This is a genomic window from Paenirhizobium selenitireducens ATCC BAA-1503 (assembly GCF_900492185.1).
In the GTDB taxonomy this organism is placed as follows: Bacteria; Pseudomonadota; Alphaproteobacteria; order Rhizobiales; family Rhizobiaceae; genus Allorhizobium; species Allorhizobium selenitireducens_A.
The window spans coordinates 34,637-53,787 of record NZ_UEYP01000009.1 but is presented as its reverse complement, the minus strand read 5'-3'; the positions used below and the strand labels follow the sequence as shown (position 1 = coordinate 53,787).

The window sequence follows — 19,151 nt, the reverse complement described above, 5'->3', positions numbered from 1 at the left end:
ATTGCGGCGATTTGCCGGTCGCTGCTACAAGCCATGGAGAGAGCATCGCTTCGCCGTCTGTCTGGTGGCCGGGACCGGGGCGATGATGGGTTTCGACGCTAGAATCCGGACGAGTATGATGATGACGATTGAACAGAGACTGGCCGATATACGCTCCAGGGTGAAAAAGGCGACCGTCGAAGCCGAACGTAAGCCGGATTCCGTTCAGCTGGTTGCCGTTTCCAAGACTTTCGACGCCGATCAGATCCGCCCGGTGATTTCCGCCGGGCAACGCGTCTTCGGCGAGAACCGCGTCCAGGAAGCGCAAGCGAAATGGCCGGGTCTCAGGCAGGAGACCGACGGCATCGAATTGCATCTGATCGGCCCGTTGCAGTCGAACAAGGCCGCCGACGCGGTCGCGCTGTTCGACGTGATCGAAACCGTTGATCGTGAGAAAATTGCCCGCGCGCTTGCGGAGGAGATGAAACGACAGGGCCGCAGCTTGCGTCTCTATGTACAGGTGAACACCGGCATGGAACCGCAGAAGGCCGGGATAGCCCCCGACGATGTCCCCGCCTTCCTCTCGCTGTGCCGAGACGAGATCGGCCTTCCGATCGAGGGTCTCATGTGCATCCCCCCGGCCGATGAATATCCGGGCCCGCATTTCGCCTTGCTGGCCAAGCTCGCCGCGGAGAATGGCGTGGACAAACTGTCGATGGGCATGTCCGGCGATTTCGAAACGGCGATCGGCTTCGGCGCGACGAGTGTCCGGGTCGGATCGGCGGTCTTCGGGGCGCGCTGAGCGCGGCCTGAAGACCAACCGTCTTGCGAGCGCCCGCAACCGCTGCGGGCATAACGCTTTCGTCTACTTTCCAGATGCAGGCCTGCTCCTTACTATTGCGGCAAAATACGCAGATGGTCTTGCGTCGCATCGGGAGGAATTCATGCAGGGCAAATATCTGGAAACCTATCAATCATGGATGGGCGATCCTGAGGGATTCTGGAAGGCCCAGGCTGAAAGGCTCGACTGGTTCAAGCCCGCCGACAAGGTGTTCGATGCTGAGGCCGGCGTCTATGGCCGCTGGTTCGCGGGTGCCGAGACCAATACCTGTCACAACTGTCTGGACCGCCAGATCGCTGCCGGCCGTGGCACGCAGAAGGCAATCATCTACGACAGCCCGATGACCGGGGCGAAACAGAGCTTCACCTATGACGAAGTGCTCACCGAGGTACAGGCCGTTGCGGCGGTTCTGAAGAACCACGGCATCGGCAAGGGTGACCGCGTCATCATCTACATGCCGATGATCCCGGAAGCGGTGTTTTCCATGCTCGCCTGCGCCCGCATCGGCGCGATCCATTCCGTGGTGTTCGGCGGTTTCGCCGCGCATGAGCTTGCCATCCGCATCGACGACTGCAATGCCAAGGCGGTGATCAGCGCCAGCTGCGGCCTGGAACCGGGACGTGTCGTTCCCTACAAGCCGCTTCTCGACCACGCCATCGACATGGCCCAGGTCAAGCCGGAATATTCCTTCGTCTTCCAGCGCGATCAACATCACGCTGCGCTTCGCTACGAGCATGGCGACGTCGATCTCGCCAAGGCTGTCGAGGTCGAGAAGGTCAATGGTACACAGGTCGCCTGTGAGCCCGTTGCGGCAACGGATCCGCTCTATATCCTCTACACGTCGGGCACGACCGGCCAGCCGAAGGGCGTCGTTCGCGACAATGGCGGCCATATGGTCGCGCTCGCCTGGACGATGGAAAACATCTACGGCGTGAAGCCGGGCGAGGTCTTCTGGGCCGCGTCCGACATCGGCTGGGTCGTCGGCCATTCCTATATCGTCTACGGGCCGCTGCTTGCCGGCAATACCACGATCCTGTTCGAGGGCAAGCCGGTCGGAACACCGGATGCCGGCACGTTCTGGCGCGTCGTCGCCGACCATGACGTCAAGGTGCTGTTCACCGCGCCGACCGCCTTCCGCGCCATCCGCCGCGACGATCCGGACGGCGAGTTTGCTCGCAAGCACGACACCTCCGGCCTGCGCGCGCTCTTCCTCGCCGGCGAGCGCGCCGATACCGAAACCATCAAATGGGCTGAGAAGATCCTCGATGTCCCGGTCATCGACCATTGGTGGCAGACGGAAACGGGCTGGCCGGTGGCCGCGAACCCCGCCGGTCTCGGCCTGCTTCCGGTCAAGTACGGCTCGCCGGCCGTCGCCATGCCGGGCTATGCGATCGATGTGCTGGACGACGCCGGTCATCCGGTGCCGCGCGGCACGCTCGGCAACATCGTCGTCAAGCTGCCGCTTCCGCCCGGCTGCCTGGTCACGTTCTGGAATGCCGACGAGCGGTTTCGTTCGTCCTGCCTCGAGGAGTTCCCGGGCTACTACAAGACGGCCGATGCCGGCCTTGTCGACGAGGATGGCTATGTCTACGTCATGGCGCGCACCGACGACATCATCAACTGCGCCGGTCACCGCCTGTCGACCGGGGCAATGGAGGAAGTCTGCGCGATGCATCCGGATGTCGCCGAATGCGCCGTCATCGGCATCGCCGATGAGTTGAAGGGCCAGATCCCCTGCGGCTTCCTGGTGCTGAAGCACAACGTCAACCGCGACTTCAAGGTGATCGAGCGCGAGATCGTCCAGCTGGTCCGCGACGAGATCGGCCCGGTTGCCGCCTTCAAGAACGTGATGAAGGTCGAGCGACTGCCGAAGACCCGCTCCGGCAAGATCCTGCGCGGCACGATGCAAAAGATCGCCGACGGCATGCCGTGGAAAATGCCGGCGACGATCGATGATCCGGCGATCCTCGACGAGATCACGGTCGTCTTGAAGCAGCACGGCATGGCCAAGTAAACGCTGCGCAAGAAAAAGCCCCGGTTCGTGAACTGACCGGGGCTTAATTTTTGGATGCGATCCATGGATCAGAAGCGATCGTCGTCTTCGTCTTCGGTACGATCCGACTTCAGAGACTTGAGCTTGGCGAAGACGGCGTTGGCGTCGATTTCCTTCTCCTCCTCGCGCTCGTAGCTGAAGCCGAGGTTCTCGGTCTCGCTGGCGGCCTGGAGTGTGGCGCCGAGTTCGGCGGCGGTCGGCAACGGACGGCCCTTGGAGGCCTTTTCCACTTCCATGTCGAGATCGATCTGGCTGCACAGGCCAAGCGTCACCGGATCCATCGGCGTCAGGTTGGTCGAGTTCCAGTGGGTACGGTCGCGGATCTGCTCGATCGTCGACTTGGTCGTGCCGACGAGGCGCGAAATCTGCGCGTCCTTCAGTTCGGGATGGTTGCGCACCAGCCAGAGAATGGCGTTGGGGCGATCCTGCCGCTTGGAAACCGGGGTGTAGCGCGGGCCGCGGCGCTTGCTGTCGGGAACGCGAACCTTAGGCTCGGAGAGCTTCAGCTTGTAGTTGACATCCTTCTCGGCCCTGGCGATTTCATCGCGCGAAAGCTGGCCGGTGGCGATCGGATCGAGACCCTTGATGCCCTGCGCTGCTTCGCCGTCTGCGATCGCCTTCACCTCCAGCGGATGAAGCTTGCAGAACTGCGCGATCTGGTCGAATGACAGCGCGGTGTTGTCGACCAGCCATACGGCCGTCGCCTTCGGCATGAGCAATGTCTGAGCCATGGAAACAATCCTTCTCTGCGTCCGCGCCGGGAGCCGCGGGCCGTGGGTCTCAACCACAATTTCCGGAAATCAACGGCTATATATCTCCAAAAGGCGACGAATGCAATTCACCTGCTTGCGAATGACCTTTGTCTAATTGCTGTAGCCTCTTTAGCTGCTATGAATGACGCACAGGGGTCTCGGGAGGAGTGCCTGCGGCCTGAAGAATAGTTGGCGCGTCAACATGAGGAGGTGTTCATGTCAGCCAAGATCTATCCGGTGCTCAAATCGGCAAAAAGCCGTGCCCTGATCGACAAGGACAAATACCAGCGGTGGTATGAAGAGAGCATCGAGAACCCGGAAAAATTCTGGGACAAGCACGGCAAGCGGATCGACTGGTTCAAGCCCTATACCAAGGTGAAGAACACCAATTTCAAGGGCAAGGTGTCGATCAAGTGGTATGAGGACGGCCTTACCAACGTCTCCTACAATTGCATCGACCGGCACCTGAAGACCCATGGCGAACGCACCGCGATCATCTGGGAAGGTGACAATCCCTATATCGACAAGAAAATTACCTACAACCAGCTCTACGACAACGTCTGCCGCCTGGCCAACGTGCTCAAGGACCAGGGCGTCAAGAAGGGCGACCGCGTCACCATCTACATGCCGATGATCCCGGAAGCGGCCTATGCGATGCTGGCCTGCGCCCGCATCGGTGCAATCCATTCGGTGGTGTTCGGCGGCTTCTCTCCGGACGCGCTCGCCGGCCGCATCGTCGACTGCGAATCGACCTTCGTCATCACCTGCGACGAGGGCCTGCGTGGCGGCAAGCCGGTTCCGCTCAAGGAAAACACCGACACCGCGATCGACATCGCCGCCAAGCAGTATGTGATCGTCAACAAGGTTCTGGTCGTGCGCCGCACCGGCGGCAAGATCGGCTGGGCGCCGGGCCGTGACCTCTGGTACCACGAGGAAACCGCCAAGGCGAAGCCGGACTGCCCGCCGGTCAAGATGAAGGCGGAAGATCCGCTGTTCATCCTCTATACCTCCGGCTCGACCGGCAAGCCGAAGGGCGTGGTTCACACCACCGGCGGCTATCTCGTCTACGCCTCGATGACGCACGAATATGTCTTCGACTACAAGGACGGCGAAATCTACTGGTGCACCGCGGACGTGGGCTGGGTCACCGGCCACTCCTACATCGTCTACGGACCGCTCGCCAATTGCGCCACCACGCTGATGTTCGAAGGCGTCCCGAACTTCCCCGACCAGGGTCGTTTCTGGGAAGTGATCGACAAGCACAAGGTCAATGTCTTCTATACCGCACCGACCGCGATCCGCTCTCTGATGGGGGCCGGCGACCAGTTCGTCAAGCGCTCGTCGCGCTCCTCGCTGCGCCTGCTCGGCTCGGTCGGCGAGCCGATCAATCCGGAAGCCTGGGAATGGTATTACAACGTCGTCGGCGAGCAGAAGTCGCCGATCGTCGATACCTGGTGGCAGACCGAAACCGGCGGCATCCTGATTTCGCCGCTGCCGGGCGCGACCGATCTCAAGCCCGGTTCGGCCACCCTGCCCTTCTTCGGCGTCAAGCCGCAGCTCGTCGACAACGAGGGCAACGTGCTGGAGGGTGCCACCGACGGCAATCTCTGCATCACCGATAGCTGGCCGGGCCAGGCTCGCTCGATCTACGGCGATCACCATCGCTTCGCCGAGACCTATTTCTCCACCTACAAGGGCAAGTACTTCACCGGCGACGGCTGCCGCCGCGACGAGGACGGCTATTACTGGATCACCGGCCGCGTCGACGACGTGCTCAACGTCTCGGGCCACCGCCTCGGCACGGCCGAGGTGGAATCGGCGCTCGTATCGCACCATTTTGTCTCGGAGGCTGCGGTCGTCGGCTATCCGCATGCCATCAAGGGCCAGGGCATTTACTGCTACGTCACCCTGATGGCGGAGCACGAGGGCGACGAAGCCCTTCGCCAGGAACTGATCAAGCATGTGCGCTCGGAGATCGGGCCGATCGCGACGCCGGACAAGATCCAGTTCGCACCCGGCCTGCCGAAGACCCGCTCCGGCAAGATCATGCGCCGCATCCTGCGCAAGATCGCCGAGGACGATTTCGGCGCGCTGGGCGATACTTCGACCCTGGCCGATCCCGGCGTCGTCGACGACCTGATCGCCAACCGGCAGAACAAGAACGCCTGACCGCGTCTGTCACTGCAAACGAGAAGGCCTCTCCGTTCATTCGGAGGGGCCTTTGCCGTTTGAAGGCCTCAGCATCCGATCGCGCCGCGACGCCATAGTCTCACCGCCCCGGCGCAGCTCGCCATTGCTTTCAGGTACGCGCCGCTTGTGCCGCCTCCCTTTACGGGCAGGCGACGGCCTTCTTTCGTCCACCCCGGTAGGGGTCGACCAGACCGGCGGAGAGCAGGGCTTCGGCTGGATCGCTGCCGTCGGCAAGCGTGAGCGCCGCGACGACGCGGCCATAATACTTGTCGCCCGATATGTCGGAGAGTGCGACGACGGGGGAGGCGTTCAGCAGGCTGGTGAGCGTTGACTGGGCCCGCTCCGCCGCGTTGCGGATCGCCGGGCAGCGGGACTTCAGTTCCGGCGCGTCTATGCCGCGCAGCCGCACATAGGTCGTCACGTGATGGTCCGGCCAGGGCATGGCACTCACCAGCACCGTGTCTCCGTCGATCACCCGGATCAGCTCGGCCGCGACCGGGCCGGCGATCTTTTCCGCAGCCATGCTCTGCCGACCGGTGAAGACCGTGCCCAGGAGGGCCAATATGCATATCGTGGCATGGAAAGGGCGATTGCGCATGCGTGGAACATATTCCTATCATGCGCGCTTATCAATAGGCTTTTATTCAGATCAGAAGTCGATCGCCCGCCCCTTGATCTCCCAGTCGCCGAAGCGGGCCGGATCGGCGCCGCCGCGTCCGCCGATTTCCGGCGCAGGCTCCGCCTTCTGCTCGGCCCTCCGGCGTTCCTCCGCTTCGGCCAGGGCACGCTTGGCCGCTTCGGTCAGCGGCTTGCGCGGCGGCTGTTCGGCGTCTGGCAGGTCCGGTGCGGTCCGTAGATTGTCATTGTCGGCGTTTGCGCTCATGTCCGATTCATTCCGGCGATCATTGAAACTTGGCTGGGGCAATTTACATCTAGTGCAGTCCGGCGCGCCAACCAAGCCGTGAATTGTTCCTGCCGACGGAGAGAAGCGATGAATATGATGCGTACCGCCATGCTGCTCGCCTTCATGACGGCCCTGTTCATGGGGGTCGGCTACCTGATCGGTGGCCAGACGGGCATGCTGATCGCCTTCGTCGTCGCCGCCGGCATGAACTTCTTTTCCTACTGGAACTCCGACCGCATGGTGTTGTCCGCCTATCATGCGCAGGAGGTCGACGAGAGCAGCGCTCCAGAATTCTACCGCATGGTCCGCGATTTGTCGGCCAATGCCGGCCTGCCCATGCCGCGGGTCTATGTCTTCGACAACCCGCAACCGAATGCGTTTGCCACCGGTCGCAATCCGCAGAACGCGGCCGTCGCCGCCTCGACCGGACTTCTGCAGCGTCTCACGCCGGAGGAGGTGGCCGGCGTCATGGCGCATGAACTGGCGCATGTGGAAAATCGTGACACGCTGACCATGACGGTGACGGCGACGCTTGCCGGCGCGATCTCCATGCTGTCGAACTTCGCCTTTCTCTTCGGCGGCAATCGCGACGACCGCAACAATCCACTCGGCTTCGTCGGCGTGCTGATTGCCATGATCGTTGCGCCGCTCGCGGCCATGCTGGTGCAGATGGCGATCAGCCGGACCCGGGAATATGCCGCCGACCGGCGCGGGGCCGAGATCTGCGGTAATCCCCGCTGGCTGGCCTCGGCTTTGGCGAAGATCGCCGGGGACGCCTCGCATATCGAAAACGACGACGCCGAACGCAATCCGGCGACGGCCCATATGTTCATCATCAATCCGCTCTCCGGCCAGCGCATGGACAACCTGTTTTCCACCCATCCGAACACGGAAAACCGGATCGCCGCCCTGCTCGACATGCAGGAAAGCGCAACTGGGGGATCGACGCGGCCGGAACGCACTGCTAATGCGCCACGTAAGGCGCGTTCCGTCCCGAACACCGGGTGGGGTCGCGGCGGCTCCGAACCACCCAAAGGTCCATGGTCTTGAACGACGAGAAATCGCGCGGAAAATCAAAGAATTTCAAAGCCGGACGACCAGCAGGTTCGGCTCGGCGGACTGACCATGCCGAAAAGGCCGGGCTCGATGCGCGCATTGCCGCGACCAAGATCCTCGGCGCGGTGCTCGACAAGAAGACGTCGCTCGACGGCATGCTGGATGCCGAACATGGCAACCCTGCGGTTCGCGATCTCTCCGAAGCCGACCGTGCGCTGGTGCGGGCCATCCTGCACAGCGCGCTCCGCCATCTCCCCCGCATCGAGGCGATCCTCGACAGCCTGCTCGATACGCCATTGCCGGAAGGTGCCCGTTCGCTCAAGCACTTGCTGATCATCGCGGCCGCGCAGATGCTCTATCTCGATGTTCCGGATCATTCCGCAGTCGATCTCGCCGTCGAACAGGCCAATCGTGATCCGCGCAATCGCCGTTTCGCCAAGCTGGTCAATGCTCTGCTTCGCCGGATCGGCCGTGAGAAGGATGCGCTGCTTGCAAGCGTCGCCTCGCTTCCCTGCCTCCCCTCCTGGTTCTTCGAGCGGCTGACGGAGGTCTACGGGCGCGAGACAGCGCTTGCCATCGCCGAAGCCCAGCTGCAACCGGCAGCCATCGACCTGACGGTCAAGCAGGATGCGGCGCTCTGGGCCGAGAAGCTGAACGGCAAGGTGCTGCCGACCGGCAGCGTGCGTCTGGAAAAGTTCCGCGGCGCCATCCCGGCGCTCGACGGGTTCGACGAAGGCGCATGGTGGGTCCAGGACGCGGCGGCGGCCATTCCGGCCAGGCTGTTTGGCGACATTCGTGGCAAACGCGTCGCCGATCTGTGCGCGGCGCCCGGCGGCAAGACCGCCCAGCTCATTGCCCTGGGCGCCGAAGTGACCGCGGTCGAGCAATCACAGTCGCGCCTGAAAAGGCTACAGGGCAATCTGGCCCGTCTCGGCCTGGAAGCCGATTGTGTGCTGGCCAGCCTGCTCGACTTTCGCCCCGAGCAAGCGTTTGACGCGGTTCTGCTCGATGCGCCCTGTTCCTCGACCGGTACCATGCGTCGCCATCCGGACGTGCCGTGGACCAAGGGGCCGGCCGATATTGCCAAGCTGGCGGAACTCCAGGAACGCCTGTTGCGCCATGCCCTGACTCTGGTCGGGTCGGGCGGGGTGGTGGTCTTTTCCAACTGCTCGCTGGACCCGCTCGAAGGCGAGGATATGGTGGCCCGGGTGCTCGCCGATTGTCCGGATTTTCGGCGTGTCGAGATGAAGGCTTCCGACTGGCCCGGTCTCGAACAGGCCATCACCCCGCGCGGCGAAATCCGCACGACCCCGGCCATGCTGGCCGCAGACGGTGGCCTTGACGGCTTTTATGCTTGCGTCATCGCTAAAATTTAACGGAAATTTCACCAGAATTGTTAGACTTTGAGGGAATGCGCGGTCGTCGGCTCGTCGGGCAGGTGCTGCGACGACAGGTTGACGGACAGGATCCGAACAAAGAGGCGGACGATGGGGCGGATCGGGACGGGACGGCCATGCGTGGCATCCACTCCGGATCGGTTCCAGCGTCACGGCTTGGAAAGACGATGCGACTGACGCAACGCCAGAGGCTGGTCTATCTCTATCTCGCGGAAACGTGCCGCCGGGTCCTGTGCAGGCTCGCGCCGCCACGGGCGCTGGCGGTCGGTCTGCCGGGCGCGGTGCCGCCCCGTCTGATCGTTGCCCCGACCGATCTGCGCGCCATCGATCCCTTCGTCGCAGAAGAGATCTACCAGGGGCGCTTTCCGTTGGCCGGGCGGGTTCTCGATGCCGGAAGCCAGCCGCCTTTCCTGCTGGAATTGCCCTCCCATCATTTCGCGGTCCGATTGCACGCCTTTTCCTGGCTGCGGCACATACGCTCCGACAAGAGCAGCACTGCCTGCGCCAATGCCAGGGCGCTGGTCGATGACTGGATCGAATTGCACGGCTCGCGTATCGACGGAATAGCATGGGATGTCGACGTCATCGCGCAGCGGATCATCGCCTGGCTCTCCCATTCCACCGTTGTGCTTCAGGATGCCGAGAGCAGCTTTTACCGGCGCTTTCTCGGCAGTCTTTCCTTCCAGGTCCGTTATCTTCGTCGCTGTGCGCGATATGCTCCGGCAGGGCTTCCGCGCCTGCGGCTGCGCATCGCCCTTGCCATGGCCTCGATCTCGATGGAGGCGCGGGGCTCGGCAATCCGGCGGGCGGCGCGCGAACTCGATCGCGAGATCGATCGGCAGATCCTTCCCGATGGCGGGCATGTGTCGCGCAATCCGCAAGCCGCCGTCGACCTGCTGTTCGATCTGCTGCCGCTCAGGCAGACCTATATCAATCTCGGTCACGACGTTCCGGTGAAACTGATCCCGGCGATCGACCGCATGTATCCGGCCATTCGCTTCTTCCGTCATCAGAGCGGCGATCTCGCGCTGTTCAACGGCGCTAGCTCGACGCTTGCCAATGACCTGATGTCCGTGCTGCGCTATGACGAGACGGCCGGCCAGCCGTTCAAGGCCCTGCCCCATTCGCAGTATCATCGCATGGCGGCGGGCGGCACGGTTCTGCTGGTCGATACCGGCATGCCGATTTCCGCCGAACTGTCACGAACCGCCCATGCCGGTTGCCTGTCGTTCGAGCTTTCCTCCGGACGCCATCGATTCATCATCAACAGCGGATTGCCGCGCTTTGCCGGCGAAAAGCTCAGGCAATTGGCGCGCACCACGGCCGCCCATTCGACCGTGTGCATCGGCACCGCCTCTTCAGCGAGGTTCTCCACCTCCGATTATCTCGGACCGGTCATGGTCGCTGGCGTGTCGAAGGTCGATGTTTCGCGACAGACCGGACCCGATGCGAGTGACCGCCTGTGCGCGAGTCATGACGGCTATCTGAGCAAGTTCGGCCTATTGCACGAGCGCGAGATCCGGATCAACGAGGCGGGCAACAAGATCGCCGGGCGGGACCGATTCCTCAAGCCGGATGGCACGCCGTGCACCGAAGCCCCGGCGGAGCCGGCGATGGCTCGCTTCCACATTCATCCGGCAATCACGCTCGAGCGGATCGATGAGCGCCGGGTGCGGCTGCTGGCCCAGGACGGCGAGAGCTGGACGTTCTCCATTCCGGCGGGTGCGCTTGCGATCGGCGAGGATGTGTTCTTCGCCGATGCCTCGGGGGTCCGCCCCTCGCAACAGCTGGAAGTGGTCTTCCAGGGGCCGGAAATACGCTGGTTTCTCGCCCATCACGCATAGAATGGTTCCATCCTCCGGTCAGCTGTGCTAGGCGGCGGCATCGCGCTCGCGATCTCCCATCTCAAGCGGCGCGGCAGATCAGATCGGAGCAGAACCATGGCCGTCGCATCCAAGAAAATCCCCGTTCCCGACCGCGTGAAAATCCGCACCGCCCTGCTGTCGGTCTCCGACAAGAGCGGCATCGTGGAACTGGCGCAGGCGCTCAGCGCCATGGGCGTTCGCCTGCTGTCGACCGGCGGCACGCACAAGGCGATCGCGGCCGCGGGTCTGCCCGTCACCGACGTGTCCGAGGTCACCGGTTTCCCGGAAATCATGGACGGCCGCGTCAAGACCTTGCATCCGAACGTGCACGGCGGCCTGCTGGCCATCCGAGACGACGAGGACCATGTCGCCGCGATGCGCCAGCATGGCATCGAGAGCATCGATCTTGCGGTCATCAACCTCTATCCCTTCGAGGAAGTCCGCGCCGCCGGCGGCGACTATCCGACGACCGTCGAGAACATCGACATCGGCGGCCCGGCGATGATCCGCGCCTCGGCCAAGAACCACGCCTATGTCACCGTGCTGACCGATCCGTCCGACTACCCGGCCCTGCTCGACGCACTGAAGGCCGATGATTGTCAGACGACCTATGCGCTGCGCCAGCAGTTCGCCGCCAAGGCCTTTGCCCGCACGGCAGCCTATGATGCGGTGATCTCCAACTGGTTTGCCGAAGCGCTGTCGATCGACATGCCGCAGTACCGCGCCATCGGCGGCTCGCTGAAGGAAGCCATGCGCTACGGCGAAAACCCGCACCAGAGCGCCGGCTTCTATGTCACCGGCGACCAGCGGCCGGGGGTTGCCACCGCGACCCTTTTGCAGGGCAAGCAGCTTTCCTACAACAATATCAACGACACCGACGCGGCCTTCGAGCTGGTCGCCGAGTTCCCTGCCGAAAAGGGCCCCGCCTGCGCGATCATCAAGCATGCCAACCCTTGCGGCGTGGCCACCGGGCCGAGCCTGGTGGAGGCCTACAAGCGGGCGCTGGCCTGTGATTCGACCTCGGCCTTCGGCGGCATCATCGCCCTCAACCAGATGCTCGATGCGGCAACGGCGGAAGAAATCGTCAAGCTGTTCACCGAGGTGATCATTGCCCCGTCCGTCAGCGACGAGGCCAAGGCCATCATTGCCGCCAAGCCGAACCTGCGCCTGCTGACGACCGGCGCCCTGCCCGATCCGCGCGCCCGCGGCATCGTCGCCAAGACGGTTTCCGGCGGTCTTCTCGTCCAGTCGCGCGACAATGTGATGGTAGAGGATCTCGAGCTCAAGGTCGTCACCAGGCGCGCGCCGACCCCGACCGAGCTGGAAGACATGAAGTTCGCCTTCAAGATCGCCAAGCACGTCAAGTCGAATGCCGTGATTTACGCCAAGGACGGCCAGACGGCCGGCATCGGCGCCGGCCAGATGAGCCGCGTCGATTCCGCGCGCATCGCGGCGCTGAAGGCCGAGGATGCCGCCAAGGCGCTGGGTCTTGCCGAGCCGCTGACCAAGGGCTCGGCGGTTGCCTCGGAAGCCTTCTATCCCTTCGCTGACGGCCTGCTCGCGGCGATCGCCGCCGGTGCCACCGCCGTCATCCAGCCCGGCGGGTCGATGCGCGACGCCGAAGTCATCGCCGCTGCCGACGAACACAATGTGGCGATGGTCTTCACCGGCATCCGCCACTTCCGCCACTGATCGCGGAGTTTATCGATTATCCAGCAAAGGCCCGGGAAACCGGGCCTTTTTTCATGGCTCGAGCGGCCTTGCCGGATGGGCGGCGGGATACGGCGTCTTCAGCAGGATCAAGAGGCCGCCCAACAGGAAGATGATCAGGCTCGCCATGCCGATGCGCGCCGATCCCGTCCAGTAGGTGAGCAGCGAAAAGGACAGCGTCGCCATGAAGCTGGTGGCGCGACCGGAGAGTGCATAGATGCCGAAATAGCGCCCGGCTTCCGCCGGGCTGACGCTGCGCGCCAGATAGGAGCGCGAGGAGGCCTGCACGGGGCCGAAGGAAATGCCGATCAGCAGGCCATAAAGGATATAAGCCTTTTCGGCCGGGGTGGAGAACAGGCCGTCCGTGGATCCGATCGGCAGGTTGATCAGGCCAAACAGGGTAAAGTCCGGCCCTGTAGAGATCATGCCCAGCGTGGCGGCCAGCAGTAGCAGCAGCGCCAGCACCACGACGAATTTCGAACCGAGCCAGCGGTCGAGCGAGCTCGCCGCCACGCAGCCGAAGATGGCGATGACGTTGAGGATGATCCCGTAAATGCCGATTTCCATCGTATGCCAACCGAACATCGCCGCGGCGAAGATGCCGCCGAGCGTCAAGAGGCCGTTGACGCCGTCCTGATAGATCATTCGCCCGACGAGGAAGCGGAAGACGCCCGGCTTGTGCTTCAGCTCCCTGAGCGTGCTGCCGAGCTCTGCGAGACCGGAGCGTACCGCCGTGGTCAGCGGCTTGCCGCGGGTCGCATCGGGCGTGAAGAAGAACATGGGCAGGATAAAGACCAGATACCATAGAGCCGAGATCGGCCCGGTGATGCGGGCATCCTCGCCCGTTGCCGGATCGAGCCCGAACAGCGGCGTGGTGCCGAGGATCGTCTTGCCGGTTTCCGGGCCCGCGGCGATGAACAGCACGACGCTGATCAGCACGATCATGCCGCCGAGATAGCCCATGCCCCAGGCGATGTTGGAGACGCGGCCGACGTCCTTCTGGCCGATGAGCCGGGTCATCATCGAATCGTTGAACACGATGGAGAATTCGGCCGCAGTGGTGGCCAGCACCATCAGGAGGACGATGAAGGCGACCGAGGAGCCGGGCGCGGCGGTCCACAGCAGGCAGAGGGCGGCGATCTTGATCGCCGCGAAAAAGGCGATCCACGGTTTTCGTGAGCCGGATTCGTCGGCGATGGAGCCCAGGATGGGCGACAGAACGGCGATGATGACCGACGAGATCGTCGCCATGTTGCTCCAGGTCGCCTGGGCGGCGATCGGATCGCTGGTCATCCGCGAGACGAAGTAGGGGCCAAAGATGAAGGTGGTGATCACCGTGAAGAAGGGCTGGGCTGCCCAATCGAACAGCATCCAGCCCACCACGCCACGACTGTAGATTCCACTTCGGTGACGGTCGCCCGCCGCATCTGCCAAGTCCGTCACAGGAAGTCCCTTCCCCGCTATCTCGGGGCGGAGACTGTCATCTTGTCCCGTCGTTCGCAAGGTCACTCAGCAGGCCGGCGGCCACGGTGATCTTCGCCAGGCTGGTGTCGCTGGTTTCGCTCAGTGCCGCCAGCTCGCCGCCGAGGCGCTCGACCCTTTGCCGTGCCGCCGAGATCCACGCCTCGACCGGCTGTTTTTCCCCGCCGTGGCGGGTGAAGGCCGAGACGACGATATTGCGACGTGCCGCGGCGATCTGATCGAGGCTGCGGGCGAGAGCGAGGCTTTCATAGTGATCATTGCTGACGATGCGGCTGCCGGCGAGCAGAATCCGGTCGATGCGGAAGACGTCGGAAACGGCGAAGTAACCCTCCACCACCCTTGCCAGCGGTGCCTGCGTACGCGCCGCGATCTGCATCACTTCGGGCACCAGCACCAGCGTCAACAGTCCGACCACCTCCTCGGCCAGATCGGCCGGCGCGCCCGCCTCGACCAGTTCACCGACCTCGTGCTGGAGCATGGTCTTCAGATGGGCCGGAAGGGTTGTTCCGAAGGCCTGCTTCGACGCCTTCACGGCAGTCTTGAGCCGTGCCAGGGCCTCGGAGAGGTCGCCTGTGGCCATGCCCGTCTCGACCAAGAGGCGCGTCGTTCCGGCATAGACGCGGGCGGCAATGGCATGCAGCCTGTTTTGCGCCTCGCCGGGTATCTTCGCATCCAGCGCGTCGATCTTGTCCCATATGGCCGGAAGGCCCAGGCCGTCGCGGGTGATGAGCGCGGCCTTGACGATCTGCGGCGGCAGGGCGCCTGTCGCATCGCCGATTGCCGCGATGAAGCCCGGACCGCCGCGGTTGATCGCGTGGTTCGCCAGCACGGTCGCGATGATCTCGCGGTGGAGGCGATGCCCGGAAATGTCGGCAGCAAACGTCTTGCGCATCTTGGCGGGGAAGTAGTGGGTAAGGGCGCTCTCGCAATAGGGATCGTCCGGAAGGTCGGAAGCGACCAGCTGGTCGAACAGCACGATCTTGGCATAGGAGAGCAGAACGCCGATCTCGGGCCGCGTCAGCGGCTTGCCCGACGCATAGCGCTCCGAAAGTGTCGCATCGTCCGGCAAAACCTCGACCTTGCGGTTCAGCCGGCCGAGCTCTTCCAGATAGGTCATCAGGCGGCCGAGCTCTTCGCGATTGGCGGTGCCCTTTCGCTCGATAAGCGAGATCGCCAGCGTCTGGAGGTAATTGTTGCGCAGGACCAGCGAGGCCACCTCGTCGGTCATCTCGGCGAGCAGCTTGTCACGCTTGTCGCGGCTCAACCGCTTTTCGGTGAGAGCCGAGGAAAAGGCGATCTTGATGTTGACCTCGACGTCGGAGGAATTGACACCGGCGGAATTGTCGATCGCGTCCGAATTGAGGCGGCCTCCGGCAAGCGCATAGGCGATGCGCCCCTTCTGGGTGACGCCGAGATTGGCGCCCTCGCCGATCACCTTGGCACGCACCTCCCCACCGGTGACACGGATAGCGTCATTGGCGCGGTCACCGACTTCGGCGTCCGCCTCGTCGGGTGCCTTGATGTAGGTGCCGATGCCGCCGAACCAGAGAAGATCGACCGGGGCCTTCAGTATGGCGTTCATGATGTCGAACGGCGTTGCCACCGTCTTGTCGAGACCGATCGCGGCGGCTGCCTCGGGCGTCAGCGTGACCGATTTCTCGGTGCGGGAAATGATCATTCCGCCCTTGGAGAGGAGCTTCCTGTCATAGTCCTGCCAGCTCGAGCGCGGCAGGCCGAACATGCGCTTGCGCTCGGCAAAGGAGGTGGATGTGTCCGGGTCGGGATCGATGAAGATGTCACGATGGTCGAAAGCAGCGACGAGACGGATCTTCTCCGACAGCAACATGCCGTTGCCAAATACGTCGCCCGACATGTCGCCAACGCCGGCAACGGTAAAAGGCGTCGTCTGGATGTCGATGTTCATCTCGCGGAAGTGGCGCTTGACCGCTTCCCAGGCACCCCTTGCGGTAATGCCCATCTTCTTGTGGTCGTAGCCCGCCGATCCACCGGAGGCAAAGGCATCATCCAGCCAGAAGCCGGCGGCCTGCGCCAGGCCGTTGGCGGTATCGGAGAAGGTGGCGGTGCCCTTGTCGGCGGCGACGACGAAATAGGGATCGTCCTCGTCGAGACGGACGGTGTCGGTCGGCGGCACGACATCGCCGCCCACGATGTTGTCGGTGATCGACAGCATCGTCGTCACATAGGTTTTATAGGCTTCGGTCCCGGCGGAAAGCCAGGCATCGCGGCTGCCGCCGACCGGCAGCTGCTTGGGGAAGAAGCCGCCTTTGGCGCCGACCGGCACGATCACCGCGTTCTTCACCTGCTGTGCCTTGACGAGGCCAAGCACCTCGGTGCGATAGTCCTGGGCGCGGTCCGACCAGCGCAGACCGCCGCGGGCGACCTTGCCGAACCGAAGGTGAACGCCCTCGACCTCGACCCCGTAGACGAAGATCTCGCGGAAAGGCTTGGGCTCCGGCAGGCCTTCGAGGCGTTGCGGATCGAACTTGAAGGCCAGCATCGGACGATGGCCGGTGGTGTAAGCCGGCTGGAAATAGTTGGTGCGCAGGGTCGCGTCGACCGAGTTGACGTATCGGCGCAGGATCCGGTCTTCGTCGAGACTAGGCACCGATGCGAGCGCGGCCTCGAGTTCGGCGCGCGCCTCCTGCTTCTTGCGCTGGCGCGCCTTGTCGGAAAGCTTCGGATCGAAGGTCAGCTCGAACAGGCCCAGAATGCCCGCGGCGATGGCGGGATGCTTGAAGAGCGTATCGGCGATATGGCGCGGCGAATAGACGAAACCGCACTGGCGCAGATGGGCGGCATAGGCCCGCAGCACGTTTGCCTGGCGGGCCGTCAGGCCGGCGGTCATGACCAGTCGGTTGAATGCGTCATTGTCGAGCATGCCGGTGAACGCCAGGACGAAGGCTTCCTCGATCAGTTCGCCCTGCGCGGCGATGTCGAAGCCGCGGCCGCCCTGAACCTGCAGTTCCATGTCGTGCAGCACGACGAGCCCTTCCTGATCCGTTCCCTCGTCCAGGCCGATGTCGAAAGTGCGTTCGCTGATGACGTTGAAGCCCAGGTTTTCGAGCAGCGGCACGCGGCGCGAGAGCGGCAGGTGAGCGCCGGCATGGAAAATCTTCAGATAGAGCAGCGGATGATCCTCGCCTTCGACCTCATGAAAGGCGATGGAGATCGGCGCGCCGTCGCGGCAAGCCTTCACGTGGCGCAGGTCCTCCACCGCTTCTTCGGCGGTGAAGGCCTCCTGGAAGGCCTGGGTAACGGAAAGCTTCGGCGCGTCGCTGCCGGCCAGTGCGGCAAAACGGTCGTCCCAGCGGGCCGTGATCTTGCGGACCGCTTCCTCCAGCTTGGCCTGGGCGATGCGCGGCGTCTTGCCTTCGGAACGTCCGATGATGATGTGGACGCGGGCCACGCCGCCCTCCGGGAAAGCCGGGTAATAAGCAGAGACATGCCCGTCATAGACGGTCTTGAAATAGTTGCCGATCTTTTCGCGGACGATCGAGTTGTAGTCTTCACGCGGCACATAGACGATCAGTGACACGAAGCGGTCGAACTGGTCGATGCGCGGCAGGACGCGCACGCGCGGCCGTTCGGCGAGATCGTTGATCTGTTCGCAGAATTTCGCCAGAAGCTCGGTATCGATCTGGAACAGGTCGTCGCGCGGATAGGATTCCAGCGTGTTTTCGAGGATACGGCCGGAATGGCTCTGCGGGTCGAAGTCGAAATGGCTGATGACCTTGTCGACCTTGGCGCGCAGGAGGGGGATCTGGTTGACCGAGCGCGTATAGGCGGTTGCCGTGAACAGGCCGACGATGCGCAGTTCGCCGATCACCTTGCCGTCGGGCCCGAAGCGCTTGATGCCGACATAATCCATATAGGCACGCCGGTGGACCACCGATTTGACGTTGGCCTTGGTGACGATGAGGAAGTCCGGGCCCTGCAGGAAGGCGAGGATTTCCGGCGTCGTGGTCACCGCATGCTTGCCCTGACGCAATACCAGAACGTCCGGGTCGGAGAGGATGCCCAGCCCCTGGCCGAGGCTGCGCTCGACCTTGGCGTTCGCGCCTTCCCCGGAATAGATGTATTCGCGCATGCCGAGAAAGGTGAAATTGTCCTTGCGCAGCCAGTCGAGAAAGGCGAGCGCCTCGTCGCGGTCCGCCTTGCGGCGGCCGGCGACTGTCGTCGCGAGTTCCTGCATCGCCGAATCGAGCAGGGCAAGCATCGGCTTCCAGCCGGTAAAGGCCAGCTTGACCGCGGCAAGCACGCCGGAAAGACGCTGCTCCAGCGCCCTCGCCTGTTCCGGGCTGAGTGGCGCCAGGTGGATCTGCATGTAGCTCACCCTTGTGGCGCCGGCGGCCTCGTCTTCCGGTGTGGAGAGGCTGACCTCTCCACCTTCGGCCAGCGTCAGGATGGGATGGACCGCCATGGAAATGTCGCGGTAGAGGCTAGTGACCTCGCCCATCACCGAATCATAGAGAAAGGCCTTGTTGCGGTCGACGATCGACAGGATGCTGACGGCAGCGCCGTCCAGGGTCACCTTGGTTGAGGTCTCGATCGCGATTCGGGGAGCCTCGCCGTCCCATGCGGCAAGGTCCGCTGCCGCGCGAATGGCCGAGACGGCCAGCATGTCCGGGGTGTAGAGGTCGAGATCGTCATTGCTGGCACGGCCGAAGAGAATTCCCGGGTCGACAAAAGCTTCGCCGGCGGCCGCTGCGATTTGGCGTGCGCTTTCGAACTGCTGCTCCCGCCGGGATTTCTTGCTCGCGACCATTGTTCACTCCCTCCAATGTCATTCGCATGTTGCACGTTTGTACAACAAAAGACCTTACCAAGACATAGATGGCTTCTCGATTCCTATGGAAATTTCCGGCATTGGGATAGGCGATAACTTGCAGGCCGTGATTGAC

12 protein-coding genes are annotated in these 19,151 nt (G+C 63.4%); 7 read left to right on the top strand and 5 right to left on the bottom strand.

What is annotated here, in order from left to right; all coding sequences use genetic code 11:
• Nucleotides 1-121: 121 nt before the first annotated feature.
• Both RHIZ70P_RS15650 and RHIZ70P_RS15645 read left to right on the top strand, forming a co-directional pair.
• Entirely contained in the window at nucleotides 122-781 is a 660-nt protein-coding gene (locus RHIZ70P_RS15650; protein ID WP_115671473.1) for a YggS family pyridoxal phosphate-dependent enzyme, read from the top strand.
• 142 nt (nucleotides 782-923) lie between these two features.
• Nucleotides 924-2,834: a propionyl-CoA synthetase gene (locus RHIZ70P_RS15645; protein ID WP_115671412.1), complete on the top strand. Its 1,911-nt coding sequence runs from the start codon at nucleotides 924-926 to the stop codon at nucleotides 2,832-2,834.
• A 68-nt stretch (nucleotides 2,835-2,902) separates the two neighbouring features.
• On the opposite strand, the gene RHIZ70P_RS15640 is transcribed toward RHIZ70P_RS15645, so the two are convergent.
• Nucleotides 2,903-3,604 carry a DUF1013 domain-containing protein gene (locus tag RHIZ70P_RS15640; RefSeq protein WP_115671411.1) on the bottom strand — a complete coding sequence of 234 codons (702 nt, stop codon included), beginning with the start codon at nucleotides 3,602-3,604 and terminating at the stop codon, nucleotides 2,903-2,905.
• 237 nt (nucleotides 3,605-3,841) lie between these two features.
• Between RHIZ70P_RS15640 and acs the strand changes: the two genes are divergently transcribed.
• The gene (gene acs / locus RHIZ70P_RS15635; RefSeq protein WP_115671410.1) at nucleotides 3,842-5,794 is read left to right on the top strand and encodes an acetate--CoA ligase; all 1,953 of its coding nucleotides are present in this window, start codon (nucleotides 3,842-3,844) and stop codon (nucleotides 5,792-5,794) included.
• 160 nt (nucleotides 5,795-5,954) lie between these two features.
• Here acs and RHIZ70P_RS15630 read toward each other — a convergent pair whose 3' ends face one another.
• Entirely contained in the window at nucleotides 5,955-6,377 is a 423-nt protein-coding gene (locus RHIZ70P_RS15630) for a thermonuclease family protein (protein WP_235842248.1), read from the bottom strand.
• Nucleotides 6,378-6,464: 87 nt separating this feature from the next.
• Nucleotides 6,465-6,698 carry a DUF1674 domain-containing protein gene (locus RHIZ70P_RS15625; protein WP_115671409.1) on the bottom strand — a complete coding sequence of 78 codons (234 nt, stop codon included), beginning with the start codon at nucleotides 6,696-6,698 and terminating at the stop codon, nucleotides 6,465-6,467.
• A 108-nt stretch (nucleotides 6,699-6,806) separates the two neighbouring features.
• Between RHIZ70P_RS15625 and htpX the strand changes: the two genes are divergently transcribed.
• From htpX to purH, 4 genes are all read left to right on the top strand, one after another.
• The gene (gene htpX / locus RHIZ70P_RS15620) at nucleotides 6,807-7,769 is read left to right on the top strand and encodes a zinc metalloprotease HtpX (RefSeq protein ID WP_115671408.1); all 963 of its coding nucleotides are present in this window, start codon (nucleotides 6,807-6,809) and stop codon (nucleotides 7,767-7,769) included.
• Nucleotides 7,760-9,151, top strand: a complete 1,392-nt coding sequence (locus RHIZ70P_RS15615; RefSeq protein WP_115671407.1) for an RsmB/NOP family class I SAM-dependent RNA methyltransferase — start codon at nucleotides 7,760-7,762, stop codon at nucleotides 9,149-9,151. Before htpX ends, RHIZ70P_RS15615 begins: the two co-directional genes overlap by 10 nt.
• A 188-nt stretch (nucleotides 9,152-9,339) precedes the next feature.
• Entirely contained in the window at nucleotides 9,340-11,016 is a 1,677-nt protein-coding gene (locus RHIZ70P_RS15610; protein ID WP_115671406.1) for a heparinase II/III family protein, read from the top strand.
• 96 nt (nucleotides 11,017-11,112) lie between these two features.
• Nucleotides 11,113-12,729 carry a bifunctional phosphoribosylaminoimidazolecarboxamide formyltransferase/IMP cyclohydrolase gene (gene purH, locus RHIZ70P_RS15605; RefSeq protein ID WP_115671405.1) on the top strand — a complete coding sequence of 539 codons (1,617 nt, stop codon included), beginning with the start codon at nucleotides 11,113-11,115 and terminating at the stop codon, nucleotides 12,727-12,729.
• A 51-nt stretch (nucleotides 12,730-12,780) separates the two neighbouring features.
• On the opposite strand, the gene RHIZ70P_RS15600 is transcribed toward purH, so the two are convergent.
• Both RHIZ70P_RS15600 and RHIZ70P_RS15595 read right to left on the bottom strand, forming a co-directional pair.
• Nucleotides 12,781-14,118: an MFS transporter gene (locus RHIZ70P_RS15600; protein WP_115671404.1), complete on the bottom strand. Its 1,338-nt coding sequence runs from the start codon at nucleotides 14,116-14,118 to the stop codon at nucleotides 12,781-12,783.
• A gap of 109 nt (nucleotides 14,119-14,227) precedes the next feature.
• Complete coding sequence (locus RHIZ70P_RS15595) at nucleotides 14,228-19,015, bottom strand: NAD-glutamate dehydrogenase (protein ID WP_115671403.1); 4,788 nt, start codon at nucleotides 19,013-19,015, stop codon at nucleotides 14,228-14,230.
• Between the last annotated feature and the right edge of the window lie 136 nt (nucleotides 19,016-19,151).

Coding starts and splice junctions, on each gene's coding strand:
- RHIZ70P_RS15650 (WP_115671473.1), top strand. CDS start 122: ATGACGATTGAACAGAGACTGGCCGATATACGCTCCAGGGTGAAAAAG.
- RHIZ70P_RS15645 (WP_115671412.1), top strand. CDS start 924: ATGCAGGGCAAATATCTGGAAACCTATCAATCATGGATGGGCGATCCT.
- RHIZ70P_RS15640 (WP_115671411.1), bottom strand. CDS start 3,604: ATGGCTCAGACATTGCTCATGCCGAAGGCGACGGCCGTATGGCTGGTC.
- acs (WP_115671410.1), top strand. CDS start 3,842: ATGTCAGCCAAGATCTATCCGGTGCTCAAATCGGCAAAAAGCCGTGCC.
- RHIZ70P_RS15625 (WP_115671409.1), bottom strand. CDS start 6,698: ATGAGCGCAAACGCCGACAATGACAATCTACGGACCGCACCGGACCTG.
- htpX (WP_115671408.1), top strand. CDS start 6,807: ATGAATATGATGCGTACCGCCATGCTGCTCGCCTTCATGACGGCCCTG.
- RHIZ70P_RS15615 (WP_115671407.1), top strand. CDS start 7,760: ATGGTCTTGAACGACGAGAAATCGCGCGGAAAATCAAAGAATTTCAAA.
- RHIZ70P_RS15610 (WP_115671406.1), top strand. CDS start 9,340: ATGCGACTGACGCAACGCCAGAGGCTGGTCTATCTCTATCTCGCGGAA.
- purH (WP_115671405.1), top strand. CDS start 11,113: ATGGCCGTCGCATCCAAGAAAATCCCCGTTCCCGACCGCGTGAAAATC.
- RHIZ70P_RS15600 (WP_115671404.1), bottom strand. CDS start 14,118: ATGCTGTTCGATTGGGCAGCCCAGCCCTTCTTCACGGTGATCACCACC.
- RHIZ70P_RS15595 (WP_115671403.1), bottom strand. CDS start 19,015: ATGGTCGCGAGCAAGAAATCCCGGCGGGAGCAGCAGTTCGAAAGCGCA.